At 63.9% G+C, this 23,801-nt stretch carries 16 protein-coding genes; 12 read left to right on the top strand and 4 right to left on the bottom strand.

Going from position 1 to position 23,801, the window contains the following annotated elements; translation table 11 throughout:
• Positions 1-1,298 precede the first annotated feature (1,298 nt).
• From IPF85_RS11430 to IPF85_RS11405, 6 genes are all read left to right on the top strand, one after another.
• Positions 1,299-8,765, top strand: a complete 7,467-nt coding sequence (locus IPF85_RS11430) for a lamin tail domain-containing protein (protein WP_343408213.1) — start codon at positions 1,299-1,301, stop codon at positions 8,763-8,765.
• Positions 8,766-8,984: 219 nt separating this feature from the next.
• On the top strand, positions 8,985-9,296 hold the full coding sequence (locus tag IPF85_RS11425; RefSeq protein ID WP_343408212.1) for a metal-sensitive transcriptional regulator: 312 nt from the start codon (positions 8,985-8,987) through the stop codon (positions 9,294-9,296).
• Positions 9,297-9,368: 72 nt separating this feature from the next.
• Positions 9,369-9,776 (top strand): thioredoxin, encoded by a 408-nt coding sequence (gene trxA, locus IPF85_RS11420; protein ID WP_343408211.1) that lies wholly within the window; start codon positions 9,369-9,371, stop codon positions 9,774-9,776.
• A 144-nt stretch (positions 9,777-9,920) separates the two neighbouring features.
• A complete protein-coding gene (gene trxA, locus IPF85_RS11415) occupies positions 9,921-10,340 on the top strand; it encodes a thioredoxin (RefSeq protein ID WP_343408210.1) in 420 nt (139 codons plus the stop codon).
• Between the two features lie 453 nt (positions 10,341-10,793).
• Positions 10,794-12,989, top strand: coding sequence for a serine carboxypeptidase (locus IPF85_RS11410; protein ID WP_343408209.1), 2,196 nt, complete (start codon positions 10,794-10,796; stop codon positions 12,987-12,989).
• Positions 12,990-13,177: 188 nt separating this feature from the next.
• On the top strand, positions 13,178-13,576 hold the full coding sequence (locus IPF85_RS11405) for an SCP2 sterol-binding domain-containing protein (RefSeq protein ID WP_343408208.1): 399 nt from the start codon (positions 13,178-13,180) through the stop codon (positions 13,574-13,576).
• A 90-nt stretch (positions 13,577-13,666) separates the two neighbouring features.
• On the opposite strand, the gene IPF85_RS11400 is transcribed toward IPF85_RS11405, so the two are convergent.
• The 4 genes from IPF85_RS11400 to IPF85_RS11385 form a co-directional block, all read right to left on the bottom strand.
• The gene (locus IPF85_RS11400; protein ID WP_343408207.1) at positions 13,667-14,968 is read right to left on the bottom strand and encodes a glycosyl hydrolase; all 1,302 of its coding nucleotides are present in this window, start codon (positions 14,966-14,968) and stop codon (positions 13,667-13,669) included.
• A 29-nt stretch (positions 14,969-14,997) separates the two neighbouring features.
• The gene (locus IPF85_RS11395) at positions 14,998-16,299 is read right to left on the bottom strand and encodes a patatin-like phospholipase family protein (RefSeq protein WP_343408206.1); all 1,302 of its coding nucleotides are present in this window, start codon (positions 16,297-16,299) and stop codon (positions 14,998-15,000) included.
• Positions 16,296-16,919, bottom strand: coding sequence for a polyhydroxyalkanoate synthesis regulator DNA-binding domain-containing protein (locus IPF85_RS11390; RefSeq protein WP_343408205.1), 624 nt, complete (start codon positions 16,917-16,919; stop codon positions 16,296-16,298). Before IPF85_RS11390 ends, IPF85_RS11395 begins: the two co-directional genes overlap by 4 nt.
• Before the next feature lie 164 nt (positions 16,920-17,083).
• Positions 17,084-17,509 (bottom strand): phasin family protein, encoded by a 426-nt coding sequence (locus IPF85_RS11385; RefSeq protein WP_343408204.1) that lies wholly within the window; start codon positions 17,507-17,509, stop codon positions 17,084-17,086.
• 435 nt (positions 17,510-17,944) lie between these two features.
• On the opposite strand from IPF85_RS11385, the gene IPF85_RS11380 reads away from it, so the two are divergent.
• The 6 genes from IPF85_RS11380 (at position 17,945) to IPF85_RS11355 (ending at position 23,793) form a co-directional block, all read left to right on the top strand.
• Positions 17,945-18,214 (top strand): SWIM zinc finger family protein, encoded by a 270-nt coding sequence (locus IPF85_RS11380; RefSeq protein ID WP_343408203.1) that lies wholly within the window; start codon positions 17,945-17,947, stop codon positions 18,212-18,214.
• A 232-nt stretch (positions 18,215-18,446) separates the two neighbouring features.
• Positions 18,447-19,448 (top strand): lysylphosphatidylglycerol synthase transmembrane domain-containing protein, encoded by a 1,002-nt coding sequence (locus IPF85_RS11375; protein ID WP_343408202.1) that lies wholly within the window; start codon positions 18,447-18,449, stop codon positions 19,446-19,448.
• An 18-nt stretch (positions 19,449-19,466) separates the two neighbouring features.
• On the top strand, positions 19,467-20,756 hold the full coding sequence (locus IPF85_RS11370; protein ID WP_343408201.1) for a pitrilysin family protein: 1,290 nt from the start codon (positions 19,467-19,469) through the stop codon (positions 20,754-20,756).
• Positions 20,756-22,042, top strand: coding sequence for a pitrilysin family protein (locus tag IPF85_RS11365; protein WP_343408200.1), 1,287 nt, complete (start codon positions 20,756-20,758; stop codon positions 22,040-22,042). The genes IPF85_RS11370 and IPF85_RS11365 overlap by 1 nt, the downstream gene beginning before the upstream one ends.
• Positions 22,043-22,061: 19 nt before the next feature.
• On the top strand, positions 22,062-23,336 hold the full coding sequence (locus IPF85_RS11360) for a pitrilysin family protein (protein ID WP_343408199.1): 1,275 nt from the start codon (positions 22,062-22,064) through the stop codon (positions 23,334-23,336).
• Between the two features lie 73 nt (positions 23,337-23,409).
• Positions 23,410-23,793, top strand: coding sequence for a holo-ACP synthase (locus IPF85_RS11355; RefSeq protein WP_343408198.1), 384 nt, complete (start codon positions 23,410-23,412; stop codon positions 23,791-23,793).
• Positions 23,794-23,801: the final 8 nt, after the last annotated feature.

Raw genomic sequence — 23,801 nt, 5'->3', positions numbered from 1 at the left:
GCGCCCGCCGGCAGCTTCTTCGTTCACATTGACGGCCGCACCGCCGTCAACAACGTGCCGCCCGGCGCCTACTATCCGTTCGTCGGCAAGCGCTGGGATTCAGTCCCCGGCGACACCACCGACATCGGCAACGTGTACCTGCCCCTCATCGAGCCTGGCACCCTGCAAAACATCAGCACCACCGAGCCGACCACGATCACCGTGGCCCCCTCGGTCATCGCGGCGCACCCTGAGTTTGCCCTGGCGCACATCGTCGTCCCCCCCAACAACCTGTTTGCCGACAACGGCGTGCGCGGCGGCCTGGTTGGCATGGCGCCGGTGCCCGCCGACCGCCTGCCCGGCCCCTTGCCGCCCGGCCTCGACCTGCCGATCGTCATCACCGTGCAGACCAGCGGCCCGAGCAACTTCGACCTGCCGGTTGCGGCCTGTTTCCCCAACCTGCCCCTGCCGGCCACCGGCCAGCCCCTGCCGCCTGGCGCGGAAAGCGCGCTGTGGAGTTTCAACCACGACATTGGCGAGTTCCAGGTCGTGGGCGGCATGCACGTCTCCGCCGATGGCACGGTCGTTTGCACCGACCCCGGCGAAGGCATCATCGCGCCTGGCTGGCACGGCAGCATGCCCGGCACCACTCCCGATTCGGGCGATGACGGCCCACCCTGCGAGCGTGATGCGGCCGGCTGCGCCTGGGGCGCGTACACGGCCGCGGCCGACTGCGCGATGGCCTTCACGCCCCTCGGCTGTATTGGCGGCGGCCTCTACGGCGCCTTCGCCACGGGACGCGATTGCGTCCTGGCGCCCGATTGGCAGGCCTGCGCCATGAGCGCCGGGAGCAACATCGCCAGCGGCATCTCCGGCTGCGCGGGCTTCGACAAGATCTCGCGGTTGATTGACTGCGGCATGGGCCTGGCCGGCCTGGCCGATGCCTGCGGCTGTCAGCCTGACTCCGATCCGCCCCCGCGGCCGCCGCGGCCCACACCGCCGCCGCCGACCGACACCCCCGAACCCACTGACACCCCTGAACCCACCGACACACCGGAGCCGACCGACACACCGACCCCGGCGCCTACGAACACGCCAACCGACACCCCCACGCCGCCGCCCACCGCGACGGCTACCTTTACCTTTACGCCAGGCCCGTCATCCACGCCGACCGACACGCCTCCGCCCGGCGCGACGGCCACGTTCACCCCGCCGCCCACCGCGACGCCGACGCGCCCGCCCACCCATACGCCGACGGCCACCCGCACGTTCACGCCCACGCACCCCTTTACGCGCGCACGCCGACCGCCACCCCCGGCGTGCCCAACAACAACGCGCTCACCGTTGTCATCAACGAGGTGGCCTGGGCCGGCACGGCCGCGTCGTTTGCGGATCAGTGGATCGAACTCTACAACACGCGCAACTACGCGATTGACCTTGCCGGCTGGACCCTGCGCGGCTCGGGCAATGTCCCCTTGATTGCCCTGACCGGCACGATTGCCGCGAACGGCTACTACCTCCTGGAACGCGACGACGACAACACCCTCTCCGACATCACGGCCGACAAGATTTTCAGCGGCGCGCTCAGCACCTACGGCGAGCGCCTTGTCCTGATGAACTCGGCCAACGAGATCATGGACACGGCCAACAACGATGGCGGCCCCTGGCCCGGCGGCGAAATGAGCGAGGACGCGCTGCGCAGCATGGAGCGGCGCGCGGCCGCCACCGTGGACATGGACATCAATTGGGGATCCAACAACGGCATCCTGTACAACGGCCAGGACGCCAACCAGAACCGGTTGTTCGGCACCCCGGGGCAGCTCAACTCCCTCTCGTTCAGCGGCGCCACCGATGTGCATTACCTGGCGCAGCTCGACCTGATGACCACATTCCAGGATTATGTGGTCACAACCACCGGTTCGGCCATCTGGACGAGCGTCGAGACCGGCATCGGCCCGCCCGACGCCTCGATCCTCATTGACCAGCAGATCCAGGCCATCCTGGTGCAGACCTACGCCGCGACCGCGCAGAACTCGGCCGGCGGATTGTTCATTGTTCCGAGCGAGGCGGCCGCCATCCTGGCCCTGCCGCGGCCGGCCGGCCTGGCCCAGGGCGATGTGCAAGCCCTGATTGACCGGCTCAACCTGACCGTTGACCTGTGGAACCAGGGTCTCTTCACGCACGCCCAGGCCGGACGCAGCGATTTCATTGACCGCGAGGCGCTGACAACGGCCATCACCCGCGTGCTGGCCGCCATTTCGCAGCTGGAACTGGCCGGCAACAGCTCGCAGTTCAGCTACCTGGCGACCTTTACCGAGTTCCGCACCGTCACCACCGGCCGCCTGGCCGTGCCGGGCGACATCAGCGACCGCTCGCGCCTCTACTACCGCCTGGAGACCGGCGGCGAGGGCGGCAGCCCGGTTTTGCGTGGCCGCATGCGCCGCGACGGCCGTTTCGACATTGCGGCCATCGCGCCCAACACCTTCTTCCGCGTCTCCTACTTCGACCCTACGACTCTCAGCTACGGCTACATTTCCTTCGTCTCTGAACGCTCCGGCCGCGTGACCAACATTCCCCAGGTGTTGCTCTACCCCCTGGAGACCGAGACCGATACGGATGGCGACGGCCTGCCCGATGTGGCCGAAACGGTCGTGGGCACCTCGTCCTCGAACCCTGACAGCGACGGCGATGGCATCAGCGACTGGGCCGAAATTCAGCAGAATACCGACCCGCTCAGCGGTCTGCCGGCCCGCACCGGCATCATCGCCAGTGCAGACACGCCCGGAACGGCCGTTGATGTCTGCGCCTTCAACGACCTGGTGGCTGTCGCCGACTCCGCCAGCGGGATTGCGCTGTTCAACATCTACCGCGGCACGAATCCGACAATCATTGCCCAGGTGAACACGCCGGGCAGCGGACTGCGCGTGGCCTGCGCCGCCCGCTATGTGGCGGTCGCCGACGGCAGCGCGGGCCTGACCATCCTGGATGTCAGCAACCCGACCGCGGCCACCATCCTGCACCAGGTTTCCCTGGGCAGCGCGGTCAACGCCGTGGCAGCCGGCGGCGACATCGCCTATGCCGGCCTTGCCAACGGCCACGTGGCTGCCGTAGACATGGCTACCGGCGCCGTTCTCAACCAGAGCACCCTGACTACGGCCGGCATCAACGACCTGAGCCTGAGCGGCGATTACCTCTACGCGCTGGTGAACGATCGCGTCTTTGCCCTGCTCCTGGATCAAGGGGCCATGTCGCTGACCGGCCTGGCGCCCTCGCCTTACGTGGCCGCCGGCAACAAGCGCCTGTTCGTGGGGCTGAGCACGCTGTACACCATTCACAACAAGGGTTACAACACCTTCAGCCTGGCGAACCCTGGCCGGCCTGTGCTCGTGGCTGCCAGCAACAGCGCGCAGTTCGGCTGGCGACAGATCGTGGACAACGGCGCGGGTCTGGGCGTGGCGGCCGTAGGCGCTGCCTTGAACTACGACGGCTCGCACAATGTTTCGCTCTACGATGTCAGCAATCCGGCCGTGACCAATCAGTTCCTGGCGACGATCCTGACCCCCGGCCACGCCGACGCGGTGGCGCTCTACAACGGCCTGGCCTACGTGGCCGATCACAACAGCGGCCTGCAGGTCATCAACTACCTGGCGTACGACAGCCAGGGCGCGCCGCCCACGATTGACCTGGCGGCCGGCTTCTCCCTCAACCCCGCGCAGGCGCCGGCCAACATCCCGTCCTGGATCGGCGCCACGGTCAGCGATGATGTCCAGGTGCGCAATGTCGAGTTCTACCTGGATGGACAGAAGGTGGCTACCGACGGCGCCTACCCCTTCGCCTATTACTTCACGACGCCGCCCCTCTCGGCTTCGACCTTCAGCATCCGCGCCCGCGCCAGCGACACGGGCGGCAACGCGACCTGGACCGCGCCGGTCACGGTCAGCCTGATCACGCTGCCGCCCCCGCCGCCGCCCGTCAACCTGACGCTCACCTCCACCGGTCTGCCCGCCTCCATTCAGATCGGCACGACGACGAGCTTTACCCTCACCATCACGAACAACGGCGCCAACGCGGCCACCAACGTGACGCTGAGCGATGCCCTGCCCATCGCCGGCGTCGAAGCCACCCTGCCGACCGCCAGCCAGGGAACCTGCACGCTCAACGGCAGCGTCGCGACCTGTTCCCTGGGCACGCTGGCGCCCGGCGCGTTCGCGACCGTCGCCACCCACTTCGCGCCTTTCTACACCGGCAGCATCGTTCACAGCGCCGGTGTGCAGGCCGACGAACCGGACACGAACCTCACCGATAACTACCTCGATGAGACAGCCAACGTTACCCCAGCCTATGTCAGCGGCGTCATCACCCAGGACACCACCTGGCGCGGCCAATACTACGTCCTGACCGCGGACGTGGTCGTCACCAGCGGCGTGACGCTGACCATTGTGCCCGACACGATCGTCAAGGGGCGCATCAACAGCGAGCTGCGCGTGCTGGGCCATCTGGATGCGCAGGGCACGGCGGGGCAGCCGATCATCTTCACTTCTGAAGCTGACACGGGCCGCGACCAATGGCAGGGGCTGGTGTTCGACGGCGGCACCGGGCATCTGCGCTACGCGACGGTCAAGCGGGCGGGGAACGGCAACAGCATTCTCGGCACGGCCACCAGTTCGCCGGGCAGCAACCTTGCGCTGCGCAACGTGCTGACGGGCGAGGTGCGCCTGGAGGAGAGTGTGGTGAGCGATGCCCTGGCCACCAACGGGGTGTATCAGTACACGGACTACGGTCTGTATGCGCTGGACAGCCGGGTGGTGGTGAGCAACAGTCTGTTCACGAACAACGGCAACGACAGTGCGGATTATGCACTCTACGTCACCGGCGGAAATAGCGAGATCACGGTGGTGGGGAACAGCTTCCAGGCCAATGCGGCGTGGGATGTGGGCGTGCCGGCGGCGCTGGTGCAGGAGGTCAGCGGGAACACGTTTGCAGGCGGCACGCGCAGCCGGGTGGTGGTGGCGGGCGGTGTGCTGACGCCTGGGGCGATCCTGCGCTACCAGGACGGGCTGACCGGCTACGAGCTGTCGAACAGCGTGACGGTGCCGGCGACGGTGACGCTGACGGTCGAGCCGGGGGTGATCGTGCGCGGCCGTGACGCGGCGGAGCTGACGGTTCTGGGGCATCTGGATGCGCAGGGGACGGTCGGGCAGCCGATCATCTTCACCTCCGATACCGACAGCGGCGGCGATCAGTGGCGGGGGCTGGTGTTCGACGGCGGCACGGGGTACCTGCGCCAGGCGACGGTGCGCTATGCGGGGAACGGCAACAGCATTCTGGGGACGGCGAACAACTCGCCGGGGAGCAACATTGCGGTGCGCAACGTGCTGACGGGCGAGGTGCGGCTGGAGGAGAGTGTGGTGAGCGGGGTGCGTGCGACATCCGGCGCGTATCACTATGCGGACTACGGTCTGTACGTGGACAGCAGCCACGTGACGATCAGCAACACCCTCTTCAGCGGCAACGGCAATGACGGCGCGGACTATGCGATGATCATCAAGGGGGCGTCGAGTACGATGACGCTGAGCGGTAACAGCTTCAGCGGCAACAGCAACAATCGCGTGTTGATTGCGGGGGGCGCGCTGGCCTACGGGCCGACGCTGACGCCGCACGCGGGGTTTGCGGGCTACGAACTGGCGGATGACTTCATCGTGGGGCAGGGCGTCACCCTGACGGTGCAGCCCGGGGTGACGGTGCGCGGGCGTGACAACGCGGAGCTGCGCGTGCTGGGATACCTGGCGGCGATCGGCGAGCCGGGCCAGCCGATCACCTTCACCTCGGATGTGGACAGCGGCCGCGACCAATGGCAGGGACTGGTGTTCGACGGCGGCACGGGGCATCTGCGCTACGCGACGGTGAAGCGGGCGGGTAACGGCAACAGCATCCTCGGCACGGCCACCAACTCGCCGGGAAGCAACCTTGCGGTGCGCAACGTGCTAACGGGCGAGGTGCGGCTGGAGGAGAGTGTGGTGAGCCTGGTGCAGGCTACCTCAGGTGTATATCAGTATGCAGATTACGGCTTGTACGTGGACAACAGCCACGTCACGATCAGCAACACTCTCTTTACCAGCAACGGCAATGACGGCGCGGACTTCCCCATGTACATCAAGGGCGCCAACAGCGCGGTCACGCGCAGCAACCTGAGCTTCGTCAGCAACGCCCAGAATCGCATCCTGCTGGAGGGCGACGCCATGACCGCGGGCGACATCCTGCTCAATCCGCACACCGGCCTGACATCGTATGAGCTGCGCACCGATTACATCGTGCCTGTGGGCAGAACCCTGACCGTGTCCCCCGGTGTCACCGTCATGGGCCGACTCGATGGCGAGCTGCGCGTGTTGGGCCACCTGGAGGCGCAAGGGACGGCCGGGCAGCCGATCGCGTTCACGTCGGAGACGGACAACGGCCGCGATCAGTGGCAGGGGCTGGTGTTCGACGGCGGCACAGGGCATCTGCGCTACGCGACGGTGAAGCGGGCGGGCAACGGCAACAGCATCCTGGGCACGGGCGTCAGCTCCCCGGGCAGCAACCTTGCGCTGCGCAACGTGCTGACGGGCGAGGTGCGCCTGGAGGAGAGTGTGGTGAGCGATGCCCTGGCCACCAACGGGGTGTATCAGTATACGGACTATGGCCTCTATGCGCTGAACAGCCGGGTGGTGGTGAGCAACAGTCTGTTCACGAACAACGGCAACGACAGTGCGGATTACGCTCTCTACGTCACAGGAGGAAATAGCGAGATCACGGTGGTGGGGAACAGCTTCCAGGCCAATGCGGCGTGGGATGTGGGCGTGCCGGCGGCGCTGGTGCAGGAGGTCAGCGGGAACACGTTTGCAGGCGGCACGCGCGACCGGGTGGTGGTGGCTGGCGGTACGGTCGTGCCTGGGGCGCTCCTGCGCTACCAGGACGGGCTGACCGGCTACGAGCTGTCGAACAGCGTGACGGTGCCGGCGACGGTGACGCTGACGGTCGAGCCGGGGGTGATCGTGCGCGGCCGTGACGCGGCGGAGGTGACGGTGCTGGGGCACCTGGATGCGCAGGGGACGGTCGGGCAGCCGATCGTCTTCACGTCAGACACGGACAACGGCGGCGATCAGTGGCGGGGGCTGGTGTTCGACGGCGGCACGGGGTATCTGCGGCAGGCGACGGTGCGCTATGCAGGCAACGGCAACAGCATTCTGGGCACGGCCAACAACTCGCCGGGGAGCAACATTGCGGTGCGCAACGTGCTGACCGGCGCGGTGCGGCTGGAGGAGAGTGTGGTGAGCGGGGTGCGTGCGACATCCGGCGTGTACCAGTATGCGGATTACGGTCTGTACGTGGATAGCAGTCATGTCACGATCAGCAACACGCTCTTCAGCAGCAACGGCAATGATGGCGCGGACTATGCGATGACTATCAAGGGGGCGTCGAGTACGATGACGCTGAGCGGTAACAGCTTCAGCGGCAACAGCAACAATCGTGTGCTGATCGCGGGGGGCGCGCTGGCCTACGGGCCGACGCTGACGCCGCACACGGGCTTCGCCGGCTACGAACTGGCGGATGACTTCACCGTGGGGCAGGGCGTCACCCTGACGGTGCAGCCCGGGGTGACGGTGCGCGGCCGCGTCGATGCGGAGCTGCGTGTGCTGGGGTACCTGGCAGCGATCGGCGAGCCGGGCCAGCCGATCACCTTCACCTCGGATGTGGACAGCGGCCGCGACCAATGGCAGGGACTGGTGTTCGACGGCGGCACGGGGTATCTGCGCTACGCGACGGTGAAGCGGGCGGGTAACGGCAACAGCATCCTCGGCACGGCCACCAACTCGCCGGGCAGCAACCTTGCGGTGCGCAACGTGCTGACCGGGGAGGTGCGCCTGGAGGAGAGCACAGTAAGCCTGGTTCAGGCCACCTCAGGTGTATATCAGTATGCAGATTACGGCTTGTACGTGGACAACAGCCACGTGACGATCAGCAACACCCTCTTCACCAGCAACGGCAACAACAGCGCGGACTACGGCCTCTACGCGACGGGCGCCGGCTCGCAAATCACCCTCAGCGGCGCGCGCTTTGACAGCAACAGCGGCTATGGCCTGCGCCTTCACAACGGCCAGGCCAGTATGCGCTGCGGCGGCGCTTCGAGCAACGGCAGCGACGGGGTTTACATCACCGGCGGCGCTTTCGATGTGCTCGGCGCGGCGCTCAGCGGCAACGGCAGCTACGGCCTGCGCAACACGAGCGCCAGTTCTGTGGACGCGCGCTACAACTGGTGGGGAGCGGCGGATGGCCCCGGCGGCAGTGGGCCGGGCAGCGGCAACGGCGTCAGCAGCAATGTGCTCTATGACCCCTGGCTGCGCAAGGACCTCTGCGTCTCGCCGACCGATGCCGACCTGGCGCTCGCCATCGTGGATGCGCCCGATCCGGTGCAGCCCGGCGCGGTGCTCACCTACACAGTCACGATCACCAACTACGGCCCGCTGGGCGCGACCGCGGTTGTCTTGAGCGACCCGCTGCCGGCCGGCGTGACCTTCGTGACGGCCATCCCCGATCAGGGAACCTGCAGCGAGGCCGGCGGCGTGGTGAGCTGCAGCCTGGGCGCGCTCGCCAGCCAGGCCAGCATCCAGGTCCGCATCGTGATTACGACCGGCGCGGCCGGTACGCTGACCAACACCGTGACCGTGACCGCAGCCGAACCAGACCCTGACCTGGGCGACAACAGCGCGGTGGCGCAAACCGTCGTGAGTACGGAAGCCACGCCCTAGCCTCCGACCGCCCCGCCTCTTCTGCGTCTTTGCGTTAATTTTTAACGCAAGGACGCCAGGGCGCCAGGCGCGCTTCTTCACTCTCTCCCCTCCCCCTCCACCCCCCCCCCCTCCACCCTCCCCTCTCCCCCCCCCTCGCCTCTCCACCTCTCCCTCTCCATTTGACAACATCTGCATGGCGTGATATACTATACCCCAGTATTGTAGTTGAGGTGTCGAATGCCAATTAGTAATAGCGAAGTCAAGGGTGATTTGCACCGGCGCCTGAAACGGATCGAAGGCCAGGTGCGGGGCGTTCAGCATATGCTGGACGATGATCGCGATTGCCGGGCGATCTTGCAGCAGCTTTCGGCCATTCGCGCGGCCGTGCAGCAGGCCAGCCTGCTGCTGGTCAGAGCGCATGCTACGGAATGCTTGCTGAATCCTGCACCAGGCATGTCCACCGAGAAGCTGGTGGATGAGCTGGTGGATGCGCTCAGCGGGTTGCCCATGACAACGGCTGTGGCTGCTGGCTCGTTGATCCCCGCATGATGCGAACGCGACGGCTGTTGGTGAAACATCCAACGGCGTGACGAGACAAACAGAAGTATCGTCCAAGAATCAATGTGGAAACGCTCGAGCAAGAGCAATTTGAGGAGAACAAAAATGACTACGAAACCGATGCATATCAGTGACGCGATGTATGAAGAGCAAGTATTGAAATCGTCTGTCCCGGTGTTGGTAGATTTCTGGGCGCCCTGGTGCGGTCCTTGCCGGATGATCGCCCCCTCGCTGGAGAAGTTGGCGGCCGAGTATGAGGGCAAGCTGCGTGTGGCCAAGGTCAACACCGATGAGAACCCGGTGTGGGCCGGGCAGTACGGCGTGCAGAGCATTCCCACCATGCTCTTGGTGCGCGACGGTCAGGCCGTGGACGCCATCGTGGGCGCCGTCCCCTATCCGTTTCTCAAGCAGAAGGTGGACAGCTTCCTGAGCGCCGCGCCCGCGCCTGTCCGGGTTGCAGAAATGGCCTAGGGGCCGATCCGCCATGTCGTGGGCCGGTCTCCTGACCGGTTCGCGACATTTTATGCTGCAAGCGGGCACGAATTGCGCCTGTTTCCTCAGACGGAAAAGTGAAGTCAATTCTCGCTTGCAGTACACATAGAAAAAGGTGTTACCATGAGTTTTTTCAGGCGAATTCTGGGCAGTGACAAAGCGCCCCGTGACCCGATTTTGGATGATCCCAACCGGCCGCTGCCGCTGCATGTGACTGACAGTGACTTCAAGTCGGTCGTGCTGCAGGCTGACCTGCCGGTGATCGTTGACTTCTGGGCCGAGTGGTGCGGGCCATGCCATTACATTGCACCCTCCGTGGAGCGGTTGGCGGCCGAGTTCTCCGGCAAGGCCGTCATCGCCAAGCTCGACGTGGATAATGACCCCGTCACGCCCAGCACCTACGGCATCATGGGTATTCCAACGTTGATCTACTTCAAGGGCGGCGTCGAGGTGGACCGTGTCGTGGGCGTCAAATCTTATCAAGAGCTGACCGCCCGCCTGCTTCCCCTGCTTCCCCTGCTACCCGTGCCTGAACCGGCGTAAGGCCTGGATGCAGCCGGTTCACTGTGACCCGGCCGCGCCGCCGTCGCGTGAACACCCGAAAGCACGACCCTCTCGGTCGCCCAACGTGGCCGAGAGGGTCTTCTTATTCTTGCCGCCCAGAGGCCAGCAGTTCCAAATGTGGCCTGGTTTTTTACCACAGAGATCACAAAGAACGCAGAGAAGTTGCCGATTTGCGTCTGATCTGCCGTTTCTTTGTGTTCTCTGTGCTCTTTGCGGTTGAATGTGTGCTACATTTGGAACTGCTGCCCAGAGGCTTTGACGCTGGACACTGGTACCAGTATAATAGATGCACAACCTGACCGCGCGTGACGTTATCACGGCCCGATATGGCTCAACCCCTCCAGCCGCTGTGCGCAGAATGTCAGGTGAAAATGACGATGTGGCGGCCAAAGATGGGACCGCAATTGGGAAGAAAAAAGGAATCAGTAGATTATGACGAAACAAATACTCAGCCTGCACCTCGGCCCGGTTGGCGATACGACTCAGGAGGTCAAGCTCCTGGGTCAGACGCTTTCCGTGCGCCGCATCGGCGCCGACGGCAACCAGGAGCGCGTGGCCGACCTCATCCGTGAATTCGATGGCAAGGTGGACGCCATCGCCCTGGAAGGCATGTCCGCCAAGTTGAGCCTCGGTTCCGCCTCCGTCACCCATGCCGTGGGCGATCAGTTGCGCAAGTCAGCCACGCAGACGCCCGTGCTGGATGGCAACGGTATTCGGGGCGCGCTGGAACGCTGGGCGGTGCGCCTGGTGAGCGAGGCACAGCCCGGCCTTTTCAGCCAGAAGAATGTCCTCATGGTTCCCGGACTCAATCACCGCGGCCTGGCTGCCGCGCTGGAGGAGAAGGCTGTCGAGGTCAACTATGCCGATTCGATCATCTACTTCCGTTTGCCGACGCCGCTGGGCAGCTATGTGGGGCTTGATCGCGGCGCCGGGCCGGTGCTGGCGCAGTTGAAGGATGAGCCGTTCCGCCGCCTCTTCCCGCTAGCCGGCACGCCCGGTGTGGCGCGGACCGCGGCGCCCTTCGAGCACGCCGATGTGCTGGCCGGCGACATGGGCGCCATTCGCCGCTATGCACCCGCCGAACTGAAACGCAAGATCATCGTGGTGGAAAGCGCCAGCGATGAGGATATCGCCGACCTGCGCGGCCGCGGCGCTGAGATGGTGATTACCACCATGCCGTGGGAGAACGACGACCTGGCGCGCCTGCCCTCCCCGGTCATCGAGGCCATTTTTGTGGCGCTGCGTCCAGATCCTGCCGCGCCGCTGAACGAAGATACCTATCTCAACTTGATGGCCGACCTGGTGTGGACGCCCAAAATTTTGCGCCTCAAGGAGGAAAGCGCCCAAGTCAACCGCTTTGCCTTTGTGATCCATCCGCTCAGCACGCGCTACATCTATAAGGACAAACGCCTGCGCTATCTGCGCTTCCTGCCTGAAAAGCTGGTCGAGCATTACGTTGCCGAGATTTCGCCCATGTATCTTTCGCGCATCACCGGCGCGGTCTCTCCGGCCACCGGCCAGCGCGTCGAAGGCATTCTCCTGACCCTGGGCGCCACCCCGCGCGAGCTGATGCGCCGCGATCCCAGCTTCACTTACCGCCGCCTGATCAAGGCCGCGCGCATGTCCGAGCGCATGGGCGCGCGCATCATGGGCCTGGGCGCGTTCACCTCGGTGGTGGGCGATGCCGGCATCACCGTCGCGCAGAAGGTTGACATTGCCATCACCTCTGGCAACTCTCTCACCGTCGCGGCCACCCTGGAAACCGGCAAGCAGGCGGTCATCAAGATGGGCGCGACCGATTTGAGCCAGGGTAAGGCCATGATCGTGGGCGCGACCGGTTCCATCGGCGCCGTCTGCGCCCGCTTGCTGGCCCAGGCCATCTACAACGTCGTGCTGGTGGCCCCGCGGCCAGAGCGCCTGATCGCACTCAAGCGTCAGATCGAAGCCGAAACGCCCCAGGCCGTGGTGACGATCGCGACGCGTGCAGACGAGTACCTGGGCGATGTGGACCTGATTGTGACGACAACCACCGCGCTCAAGACCCGTATCATTGACATCACCCGCTGCAAGCCGGGCGCGGTCATCTGTGACGTGGCACGGCCGCCGGACATCTCCGAGGAAGAGGCCGCGTTGCGCCCTGACGTCCTGGTGATCGAATCAGGCGAGATTCTGATTCCCGGCGATGTTGATTTTGGCTTCGACATTGGCCTGCCGCCCAAGACCGCCTACGCCTGTCTGGCTGAAACGACCCTCCTCGCGATGGAAGGCATTTTCGAGGACTACACCCTGGGGCGCGAGATCGAAATGGATCGGGTCAAAGAGATCTATCGCCTCTTCAAGAAGCACGGCTTCCAACTGGCCGGCATGCGCTCGTTCGATCAGTATGTCACCGACGAGGAAATTGCCCGCAAGCGCGCCATTGCCGACGAACTGCGTCGTGATCCGGCGCGCCTGCAGCGCCTGGTGGCCGATGCCCGCCATTCGCGCGAGGCCGTGAGCGTGGCCGACGCGGTCAAGCCCAAAGGCTTCCCCGCCAGTCTGTCGCCCCAAACAGTGGGCGCCGCGGCCGGCGCGCTGGTGGCCCTGGTGGGCGGCCTTTTCTTCAGCCGGCGCAAGACAGGGCGCTAGGAAGAAATCGCTGAAAAAAGTCTGCATCAGCAGGCTTCAAGCCTCGTGCGCGGCCGCGTCCGAGGCGACGTCAGAATTTCTGGATTGAATTCATGCAACTGCGCTCGTCTCCTCACAGACGAGCGCAGTCGTACCAGGTTTCTTTTCGCCCCGAATTCATTCGGCGGCTGATCGTAAAGGGGGTTATGATGGCATTTTATCGGGATGAGAAACAGTTTTACGCGGTCATGGACCGGCTCTTTGGCCGTTTGATGAAGGACGCCAAAGCGACGAATCAGTTTGCCCGCTCCAACATGGTGATTCGGCTCAACACGCGGCAGCCCAACGCGCAGATTCTGCTCGACGGCCGTGGCCGGCCGGTGGAGGCGCTGTTCGGCCCCCAGGTGGGCAAGGCGGACCTGGAACTGAACCTGGAGGCGGATACCCTGCATCGCATCTGGCTTGGTGAAGTGCGCCTGCGCGACGCCTTCTTCGGCGGCCAGATTGCCACCAAAGGCTACGTCTTCAAGGCGATGCAACTGGGCGAACTCTTTCAGGAAGCCGAACGCCAGTATCCCCAAGTCCTGCTAGAGATGGGCCTGCGCTGATCTCCGGTCTAAGAACAGTCAGGGAGGGCGGGGGCCCGGACCCCCGCCCGCGGGAAAGGGGGGATTTTCCCCTTCACCTTTCCGTCTCCCTCACCGCGCCTCGGCCAGGTAGGCTTTGTACGCGCGGAAGATCGCCGTTGGCGTCAGGTTGGGGAGAGCGAAGAGGTTGCCGGTCGGGTAGATGTCATCGGACGTGCTGTACCAGCACCAGCGCTGCACCAGGCGATTGTCATCGGCCGCGTAGCCAATCTGCGCATCGCTGGTGGTGGCGAAGTAGGTGAAGCTTGCGGTCAGGTAGGCTGCCACCACCTCTGGCGGAAAGCCGTAATCGGCCGGCATCAGGATGCCGTATTCGCTGACCACCAGCGGTTTCTCGCGTTGGCCGTGGGCCGCCATCCATTGCCGGAAGGTGACGACCTGCTGATGCACCAGGTCAAGCCGGTTGTGCTCGCTGATGTCCCACAGCGTCCCGTCGGTGGCAGCTTCGAAGCCGGGCGGCAGCCCAACGCCCCATGACCCTTTTTCTTCGCGCAGTACAAACGTATGCACGTTCCACACATCAACGGGCATCTCCTCGCCATAGCGCGCCCGGTAGAGGTCCCAAATTTCCTGCAGATAACGCAGTCGCAGCGGCGTCACTTGGCTGATACCGCCGATTGCCACGCGCGCGGTGGGATCGCTCGTCTTGAGCAGGCGATACAGATCATGATAGGCCGCCACATACTGCGCCGGCGTGGAGTTGTCCTGCCAGGCGACATCCGGCTCATTGCCAATCAGCCAGAGCGAGCCGGGGTTGGCCTGGGCCACGCGCTTCACGTCGGCCAGGGCGTCGAGCGGCTCGCCCTGCTTCAGTCGCACCATCTGGGCAAATTCCACGCCCGGCGCGTGCGCGGGCGTCAGGTGAATTTTCCAATCCAGGTACCAACCTGGCAGCGCCTCGCCCCACGTGTATTGCTCGAAGCTGCCGTTGGTGACGCCAATGCCGATGCGCTGGCGCCAGTCAGCCGGCAGGGCAGGGGCCGGAGCCGGGACGCTGACGGTGACTGTTGCCGTCGCGCCGACTGGCACGGTCAACGTGGGACTGATGACGCCGGTCGCGGGGGTGACGAACGGCGTGGTGGTGGGCTGCGCTGAAGGCGTCAGCGTGGAGGTGGGGGCAAAAAAAGCGACCGGTGGCGGCGCGGTGGGGACCAAAGGCTCCGGCGTGGGGGGCGGTGTCAACAGCTCGCCGGGGAGGCAGCCGCTGAGCAGGCCCGCCAACAGGAGCAGCAGCGCCAACGTCGCGCCGCACTGCCGCCGGCAAACACAACGGCGGGCACCCTGGCCCGCCGTCGCTGGAACTGACCGCTGCGATGCCGTGGTCAGCACATCACCAGGAGATGCGTCAGTCACCAATCGCTGTCTCCATTAGCTGTCCCCATTTAGCTGTCCCCATTTAGCTCCCCATTTCTCCCCGTGTCCCGATTGCCGCTGCTGTGCAGGGTGATCAGTGTATCATCGAGCGAACTGAGCGCTTGGTCCAGTTGGCTCAGCACCGGGTTTGGGTTGAACGACGCGGCCGGCGTGCTGGGCGGTGCTGGCAGGACCAGGTGCTCGGCATCTTCGCCCTGGCTCACACTCTCCAGGTGTTGGATCACCCGGCGCCGTGAGATGTGCAGGTCATGGCGTGACAGAATCTCTTTGAACTCGTGGTAGCGGTCGGCCAGATCGAGTGTAACCGACTGGTAGCCGTGCTCAGCCACCAACAAGCGGGCAGAATAGCGCATGATGTTGTAGAAAAACATCTGGTAGTCATCGGCCCGCGGCTCGATGAGGATGATGTCCACGTCAGGATGACGACGTCGCAGCGTCTTGATGTGGTAATTCAGCCCGGAACGCATCATGATGCGGATGACCTGCGAACCGATGGCCTGCATGCCCCTCTCGCTGATGAAGGTGCCGTCAGGGCCGAGCAAGGGCACGCCGCGCTTGCGTTGATTGTTGAGCGGCACCAACGGATTGATGCAGACGATCAGCTTGGCGCCGTGCTCGATGGCCAGGTCAATGCTGGCGTTGCCGCGCATGCCACCGTCAATGTATTCGCGCTGGCCGACGCGCACCGGTTTGTACATGAGCGGCACGGCCGATGACGCGGCTACCGCCAGCGAAATGGGAACGTGACTGTTTTGGTCGGTGCCAAAGACGGAGCGCTGCCCGGTGTCAAGGTCGGTGGCAATGATGTACAGTTCGCGTGTCAGGGCACGAAAATCGTTGCTGGAGCCGGTGCGATTGAGCGCGCTGGCCATGTATTCTTCCAGGGCCATGCCATCGTACAGGCCCGAGGGCAGGACTTCCATCAGGGTCCAGATGAAGTCCCACAGGTTCATATCATTGACGTTGCGGCTGTAGTGACGCAGGGCGTTTTGCACCGTGGCGGGCAGCCGGAGCAGGCGCCCGATAAATTCCCGGTAGTTGGGCCGGAACAGGTCACCGGCCCAGAGGGCGCGTATCTCTGCATGGCGACCGGCCAGGGCATCCCCGGCCGCTGCCGGCGATGTGCCATTGGCTAACAGGCTGCCCACAATGGCGCCGGCGCTGGTGCCGACAAAAATATCGAAGTCGTTGACGGTCCGGTCCTGCAGGAGATCATCAATCGCGCGCAAGGCGCCAATTTCGTACACGGCGCCCGTCAGGCCACCGCCTGCCAGAACCAGAGCGGTTTTACTGGTGCGCTCGGCTGTCATGTGCTGCTCTCCTTTGGCGTACGCGGATTGGGCGCCGCGGCGGCGTCCGTTGCTGGTGCGTTGGGCCGATCCCGGCGTGCAGACATGAGGGCATCCAGCTCGGTGGTCAGGGCTTCCAGTTGGGCCTGCAGGGCGAGGATGTCCGCTCGCGTCGGGATATTCAAGCGACCAAGAATGCTCTCGTCTGTTTCGCCTGCTGTCCTGCTGCCCGCGTGTGGCGGGGCAAAGCGCGCCAACTCGGCGCGCAGGCGATTCGCCTCGGGCACGGCCAATTCGCCGCGTTCTACCAGGGCGTCCAGCCGGCGGTTTATCTCTTGTTCCAGCAAACGAACGGCGCTGGTCGAGGCCTGCAGCGAACGCCACAGATAGTCCAGCGTGTCGCTGCCGGTGCGGATGAGATTGGAGAGGATGGACTTGGGCAAAAAGCCGGAACGTTTTTTTTCTTGTTCGAAGATGATTTGCGAGAGGGTAACCGTGGTCAGGTCTTCACCGGTCTCATGATCCACCACATGCAGATCTTCGCCGCGATGGATCAGTTCCGTAATGCCGTCGAGTGTGATATAGCGTTTGGCTTCTGTATCGTACAACTTACGGTTTGGATAACGTTTGATTACGAGCATTGCCTGACTCCCTTATCACAGCCCTTGATAGCATTATAACGTTCTTGCCGCGATGTGTCAAACAAATCACCCAAAAAGCAACCAGGCCTCACGGCGCTTTCTGAGAGCGGCCGGAGACCTGGTTGTCAATCGTGAGCGATGACGCACACCGGGGGGGGTGCCATTTACGCGGTGCTCTTCTTCAGGTCGTCCACCTTCTTGGTGAGGTGAGCGATCTTCTTGCCCAGTTCTTCGATGTCGTGCTTGGTGGGCACATTCAGCCGGTTGAGGATCTTCTCGATCTGATCTTCCACCATGTTGGACGCGTTCTCCACGCTCTTCTCAACCTGTTTCTCCGCGCCGTTGCGACGGGAAATGACGTCCTTGACCAGCTTGCGGCCATCGCGCTCAGCGATTTCGCCGCGCTCGACCAGGCGATCTACAAAATCCTGAATCTCATCGGTCGTCAGCGCCACGGCGCCCACGCCTGCCAGTAGGACACGGTGTACGGTTTCAAACAGCGGTGTCGCCTTCTCGGCGGTTTCGGCGATTTCGGTCTTGACCACTTCCACGGCCTGTTCAGCTTGTTCAGCAATTTTCTTCTGTGCCATTTTGTTTCTCCTTATCATAGTCACGCGCCTGCCTCTATGTTCGTGCAGACGCTTAGTTTCATCGCGACGGTGGTTAATTTATAACGCATCGCGTCATAAGCGATTATAGCACGGCTCCCCGGAGATGTCAAGCAACAGCCCACGCCGGTGGGCTTTGCAGTCGTTGCAGCGACTTGCAGTCGCCTGCGCCTGCGGATTTGCTTGACAAATGTCATGGGCACAGGTATACTTGAGTCGAGACGATAAGGCCCCCCGTGCAGAGACCGTGGCCCCCCGTGCAGATGAAGGATGGACGACGCTGCTATGAAATTCCTGGCCGCGGCAATCAGCCGTACTCGTAAACCCTGTGAAGGCACTGGGGCGCGTCTGCGCTCTGGCGCCTTTTTTGCTTAGATACAGAAGTTATCGAAACCACTTTGACAAGGAGGCTCTTTGATGGATTCAGGCTTGATCGGTAAGATCGAAAAAGGCAAACGGTATGCACAGGAGGCTGATCGCGTACACGTGGCCTTACTGCGCGTGAATTTTCACGGTGAGCACAGCGAACACCAGGTGGGGTACAACGAAGGGGCATGGAACTGTGACTGCGGTTCGTTCCAGCACTGGGGTTTGTGTAGTCACGTCATTGCGCTGGAAACCATCTTCACCGGGTACCTGATGCCGGCGCCGCTGCCGACCCCGGCCGGTGAGCCGGTGACCGCCTGAGCGCGGGTTCTCCTCACCCCCGGCTTATGTTCCGCCATCGCCGGCCCGTCAGCGCCGGCATGTAATCAAGCGGCGCCGCGCTGCATCTACTCTGGCAATCGGCGACCGCACAGCACAAGCGATCGTCTCTCTTGTGTCCTTCGCTCATGACGGGCGGGTTGGGACAGGTGGTCTTGACCCGCCCGTTTCGTTGTCGCGAAACATCGCTTGAAACAACATTCTGGAGAAAACCTTGAAGCGCTGGCAGTTCTGGTTGGGTGTCTTGATAAGCGTTGTCTCTCTCTATCTGGCACTGCGCGGGCTGGACATGGCCGAAGCCTGGCAGGACATTCGGGCCGCGCGTTACGTTTGGTTGATTCCGGGTGTGCTGGTCTATTTCTTGGCTGTGTGGGCGCGCACCTGGCGCTGGCACTACATGCTCGGCCCGCTCAAACCGGTGCCGCTTGGGCGCCTGTTCCCAATCGTCTGCATCGGCTACATGGGTAACAACATCTACCCCGCACGCGCCGGCGAGATCATCCGTTCGTATGTGCTCAAGCGCAAAGAGGGCATCAGCATGAGCGCCTCGCTGGCCACGGTCATCGTCGAGCGCGTGTTCGATGGCCTGGTGATGCTGCTCTTTGTCTTCATTTCACTCCCCTTTGCGCCCATGCTGCAGGACTTCCGGCAGCCCGTCATCTTCTTCAGCGCCATCTTCTTCGTGGCCCTGGCCGTGTTCATGGTCCTGGCCGCGTCGCCCACACGCACGCGGCGGCTGTATGATTTCGTGGCCAACCGGTTCCTGCCCGAACGCCTGCGCCCTCGCGTCAGCGAGTTATTCGACCGCTTCATGCTCGGTCTGTCGTCATTGCGCCGCGGCCGCGACGTGTTCATGATCTTCGCCACCTCCATCGTCATCTGGCTGGCCGAAACAGTCAAATACTGGTTCGTCATGCACGCGTTCAACTTCTCGGTTTCCTTCATCGTTTTGATGTTGATGAACGGCATTGTAAACCTGGCTACGACACTACCGGCCGCACCAGGCTATGTTGGCACCTTCGACGCATCCGGCATCGCGGTTCTGCGTGCCTTCAACGTACCTAGCGAGATTGCCGCCGCGTACACCCTGGTGCTGCACGTGGCGCTGTGGTTCCCCATCACAGCCCTGGGCGCCTTCTTCATGTGGCGCGAACAGATCACGTGGCGCGATTTTGGCGCGGCCGCCCAGTTGCGGGAGACAAGTTCGGCTTCATGATACAACCGGAAATATGGCATGACCACAAATCATTTTAGCAGTCACACCCTCGCCAACGGGTTACAGATTCTGATCCAGGAAATGCACCACGCCCCCGTGGCGTCGCTTTGGGTCTGGTACCGCGTGGGCAGCCGTAACGAGCGCCCCGGCCTGACCGGCGCCTCACATTGGGTGGAGCACATGCTCTTTCGCGGCACCGAACGCTTCCCCAGCGGCGCGGTCCACAAGTTGGTGGCCCGCGAGGGCGGCACGCGTAACGGCTTCACCTCTCTCGATTTCACCGCCTATTTTGAAACCCTGCCTGCGGATCGCATCGAACTGGCGCTGCAACTGGAGTCCGATCGCATGCTCAACGCGCGCTTTGCGCCTGAGGATGTCGAAGCCGAGCGCACGATCATCATCTCCGAACGGGCCGGCCACGAAAACAGCCCGGGCTTTCTGCTCGATGAAGCCATGAACGCGGCCGCCTTTTCCGCCCACCCCTACGGCCACACCGTCCTCGGCTCGCGTGCCGACCTGACCAGCATGACCCGCGACGATCTCTGGCAGCACTACCGCACCTTCTACGCGCCCAACAACGCCATCGCCGTCGTCGTCGGTGATGTAGACAGCGATGCACAACTGGCGCGCATCACGGAATTGTTCAGCCCTGCGCCGGCCGCGCCCGCGCCCGTGCCGCTGATGGACATCCAGGAGCCAGCGCAGACCGGGATGCGTCGCGTCACGGTGGAGGGCGATAGCCCGGTCGCCTATGTCGAACTCGCCTTCCGCGCGCCCACGGCCCTGCACCCCGATTTCTTCGCGCTGACCGTGCTCGATGCCATTCTCAGCGGCGCCAAGTCGCCCTCGGCCTTCGGCGGTGAGCCGCTGGGGCGCAGCGCCCGCATCTATCGCCGCCTGGTAGATTCCGGGCTGGCCGCTGGCGCCGGTTCCTACATACGGCCCAGCCTCGACCCGCATCTGTTCAGTTTCTATGCCACGGTGCGCGCCGGGCAAGCCGTTGCCGCGGTGGAAGATGCGCTGTGGGCGCTGGTAGACGAGGCGGCCGCGGGTCATTTCACCACCAGTGAAGTGGAGAAGGCGATCAAGCAGGCGCGGGCGCAGTTCGCTTATGGCAGCGAGAGCATCACCCAGCAGGCCTACTGGCTGGGCTTCAGCGCGGTGGTCGCTTCGTCCGCCTGGCTCAGCACCTACCTTGACCAGGTCAGCCGGGTGACGGTGGAGGAGGTGCGCCGTGTGGCGGCGCACTATTTGCGGCGTGACCAGTGTACGGCAGGACACTACCTGCCACGTCAGGCGGCCCACTGATGTTTACCCAAGACCTGTTCAGAACTACGCTGAGTAACGGGCTGACGATCCTGGTCAAGCCGGTGCATACCGCACCGGTGGCCAGTGTCTGGTTGTGGTATCGCGTGGGCAGCCGGCTGGAAGTGCCTGGCATCACCGGCGCCTCACATTGGGTGGAGCACATGCTCTTCAAGGGCACCGAGGCCTTCCCGCCCGCTGAAGCCGATCGCCAGGTCGCGCGCGTCGGCGGTGTGCGCAACGCAATGACCTGGATTGACTTCACCACCTACTACCAGACCGTGCCGGCGGAACATTTCGAGCTGGCCCTGCAGATCGAAGCCGACCGCCTGTGCAACAGCCGTTTCGAGCCGGCAGAGGTTGACAGCGAACGCACCGTCATCATCTCTGAACGGCAGGGCGCGGAGAACGAGCCGCAGTTCCTGCTGGATGAGGAGATCAGGGCGGCCGCGTTCAAGGTGCATGGCTATCATCATGGCACCATTGGCTGGCAATGTGATCTGGAGCAGATGACACGCGCTGACCTCTACGACCACTACCGGCGCCACTACACGCCGCGCAATGCCGTGGTCGTCGTGGTCGGCCCCTTCGACGCCCCAGAGGTTGCGGAACGGATCGCCGCCTGTTTCGGTCAGATCGAAGCCGGGCCGGCGCTGCCACCGGAGCGCAGTCAGGAGCCACCCCAGGCCGGTGAGCGCCGCGTGATCCGCCGCGGGCCGGGCGACACCGTCTACATCGAGATTGCTTACCATGTGCCGGGCGCCATGCATCCTGACCATTTCCCGCTGGTGGTCATGGACACCATTCTGGGGGGCGCCCATGCCATGAGCATGTTTGCCGAAGACGAACCGAGTCGCAGTTCGCGCCTCTACCGCGCCCTGGTGGAAACGGGCCTGGCGGCTGCTGCCGGCTCGCAGTTGATTCCCACCGTCGCGCCGTTCCTTTACAGTGTGAGCGCCACGGTGCAGGCGCCAACCGCCCCCGCGGAGGTCGAAGCGGCGCTGCTGGCCGAGGTGCAACGCATGGTGGACGGACCGGTCAGCCAGGCCGAGGTGGCCAAAGCGATCAAGCAGACGCAGGCCGAGTTCGTCTATGGCGTCGAAAGCGTCACCGACCAGGCTTACTGGCTCGGCTTCAGCGAAGTGGTCGCTTCCCAGGACTGGCTCGAAGGCTACCTGGCGCGCCTGGCGGCTGTCACCCCGGCCGCTGTGCAGCGGGTCGCGGCCACCTATTTGCAGGCGGACCAGCGCACGATCGGCATTTTCATTCCAGATGCGCTGCCGACATGAGGAAACCAAAACAACGCTTATGAACAAACTAGCCGTCCCTGACTCAACATCCATCGTCCGGCAGCAGATCAGCAATGGACTGGTAGTGCTGGTGCATGAAAATCATACCAACCCATCGCTGGTCCTCAGCGGCTATCTGCGCGGCGGCTCGCTGCTGGAAACGCCGGCCCAGAGCGGCCTGGCCAGCTTCACCGCCTCGATGCTGCGCCGGGGCACCATCAACCGCTCTTTTGCGGACATCAACGAGAGCCTGGAAGCCGTGGGCGCATCCTTTGGCGTGGGCAGCGGTCGTCACATTACCGACTTCGGCGGCAAGTGCCTGAGCGAAGACCTGCCGCTGCTGCTCGACATCATGACCGATGTGCTGACCAACCCCATCTTCCCGGAGGAGCACGTGGACAAGGTGCGCGGGCAGGTGCTGACGGGCCTGCAGGAACGTGACAATGACACGCGCAGCATGGCCTCGCTGACCTTCCACCAACTGCTGTACGGCGCCGATCACCCCTATGGCCGCAGCCTGGCCGGCGAACGTGAGACGGTGACCGGCATCACGCGACTGGACATGGTGGATTTCTACCGCCGCACCTACGGTCCGGTCGGAGGCGTGCTGGTCGTCGTAGGTGATGTGCAAACGGACCAGTTGCTGGCGCAACTGGAGCAGTTGCTGGGCGGCTGGCATCACCCGCCGGTCACGGCCAGCTTGCCGCCGGTCACCGCGCCCAATGACATCGTCCGGCGCAGCGTGCCCATTGCCGGCAAAACACAGACCGACATTGTGCTGGGCTGGCTGGGACCACAACGCGACGACCCCGATTACTACGCCGTGTCCCTGGCCAACACCATCCTGGGGCGCTTTGGCATGATGGGGCGCCTGGGTGAGAATGTGCGCGAGAAACAAGGGCTGGCTTACTACGCGTACAGCGCGGTGGAAAGCGGCGAAGGCCCCGGCGCGTGGATGGCGGCGGCCGGCGTCAACCCGGCCAATGTGGAGCGCACCATCAGCAGCGTGCTGGAAGAAATCGTGCGCCTGCGCGACGAGCCGATCCCGCAGGAAGAGCTGGCCGATTCCCAAGCCTTCATGACCGGCATCGTGCCCCTACGCTTGGAAACAAACCAGGGCGTGGCCGATACCATTTCTGACATGGAGCACTTCAACCTGGGGTTGGACTTTCTCAAGCACTACCCCACGTTCATCAATCAACTAACCGCCGCGCAGTTGCAGGCGGCCGTGCGGCGGTTCCTTGACCCCGCCCAGTACGCCCTCGCGATTGCCGGCCCACCAACGGCCGATTGATCTGAATTGGAAATGCGCCGCACTTGTTCGGCGCTCCGGGATCGCACTGCCCCCAAACAGGACTACAGGCTCGATGACGCTGGCGGTTGGTGTGGATATTATTGACGTATCTCGCGTGCAGGCCATCCTCGATCGGCATCAGGCGCGCTTCCTGACGCGTGTTTACACGCCCCAGGAAGTGGCCGACTGCCAGGGACAGGCAACCTCCCTGGCCGCACGCTGGGCCGCCAAAGAAGCTGTGAGCAAGGCGCTCGGCTGTGGTTGGGATGGCATCCAGTGGACGGAGATCGAGATCGTGCGCACCCCTCACGGCCAACCGCTCGTCTCCTTGCATGGCGCCGCCCGCACCCTGGCCGAACAGATGGGATTACGACAGTGGGCCATTAGTTTGTCACACACGGCCGCCTACGCGGTGGCGTTTGTCGTGGCCCAGTGCGTTTTCGGAGAAAACGCATAAAGCAATGC

Origin of the sequence: Candidatus Amarolinea dominans (genome assembly GCF_016704685.1) — a bacterium.
In the GTDB taxonomy this organism is placed as follows: Bacteria; Chloroflexota; Anaerolineae; order SSC4; family Amarolineaceae; genus Amarolinea; species Amarolinea dominans.
The sequence above is the reverse complement of the archived record's forward strand: the minus strand, read 5'-3'. Positions and strand labels throughout refer to the sequence as shown.

What these genes read in the sequence shown, in the direction of transcription:
- IPF85_RS11410 (WP_343408209.1), top strand. Translation starts at nt 10,794, where the DNA reads ATGACGAAACAAATACTCAGCCTGCACCTCGGCCCGGTTGGCGATACG.
- IPF85_RS11370 (WP_343408201.1), top strand. Translation starts at nt 19,467, where the DNA reads ATGACCACAAATCATTTTAGCAGTCACACCCTCGCCAACGGGTTACAG.
- IPF85_RS11385 (WP_343408204.1), bottom strand. Translation starts at nt 17,509, where the DNA reads ATGGCACAGAAGAAAATTGCTGAACAAGCTGAACAGGCCGTGGAAGTG.
- IPF85_RS11360 (WP_343408199.1), top strand. Translation starts at nt 22,062, where the DNA reads ATGAACAAACTAGCCGTCCCTGACTCAACATCCATCGTCCGGCAGCAG.
- trxA (WP_343408210.1), top strand. Translation starts at nt 9,921, where the DNA reads ATGAGTTTTTTCAGGCGAATTCTGGGCAGTGACAAAGCGCCCCGTGAC.
- IPF85_RS11405 (WP_343408208.1), top strand. Translation starts at nt 13,178, where the DNA reads ATGGCATTTTATCGGGATGAGAAACAGTTTTACGCGGTCATGGACCGG.
- IPF85_RS11365 (WP_343408200.1), top strand. Translation starts at nt 20,756, where the DNA reads ATGTTTACCCAAGACCTGTTCAGAACTACGCTGAGTAACGGGCTGACG.
- IPF85_RS11380 (WP_343408203.1), top strand. Translation starts at nt 17,945, where the DNA reads ATGGATTCAGGCTTGATCGGTAAGATCGAAAAAGGCAAACGGTATGCA.
- IPF85_RS11355 (WP_343408198.1), top strand. Translation starts at nt 23,410, where the DNA reads ATGACGCTGGCGGTTGGTGTGGATATTATTGACGTATCTCGCGTGCAG.
- IPF85_RS11390 (WP_343408205.1), bottom strand. Translation starts at nt 16,919, where the DNA reads ATGCTCGTAATCAAACGTTATCCAAACCGTAAGTTGTACGATACAGAA.
- IPF85_RS11395 (WP_343408206.1), bottom strand. Translation starts at nt 16,299, where the DNA reads ATGACAGCCGAGCGCACCAGTAAAACCGCTCTGGTTCTGGCAGGCGGT.
- IPF85_RS11425 (WP_343408212.1), top strand. Translation starts at nt 8,985, where the DNA reads ATGCCAATTAGTAATAGCGAAGTCAAGGGTGATTTGCACCGGCGCCTG.
- trxA (WP_343408211.1), top strand. Translation starts at nt 9,369, where the DNA reads ATGTGGAAACGCTCGAGCAAGAGCAATTTGAGGAGAACAAAAATGACT.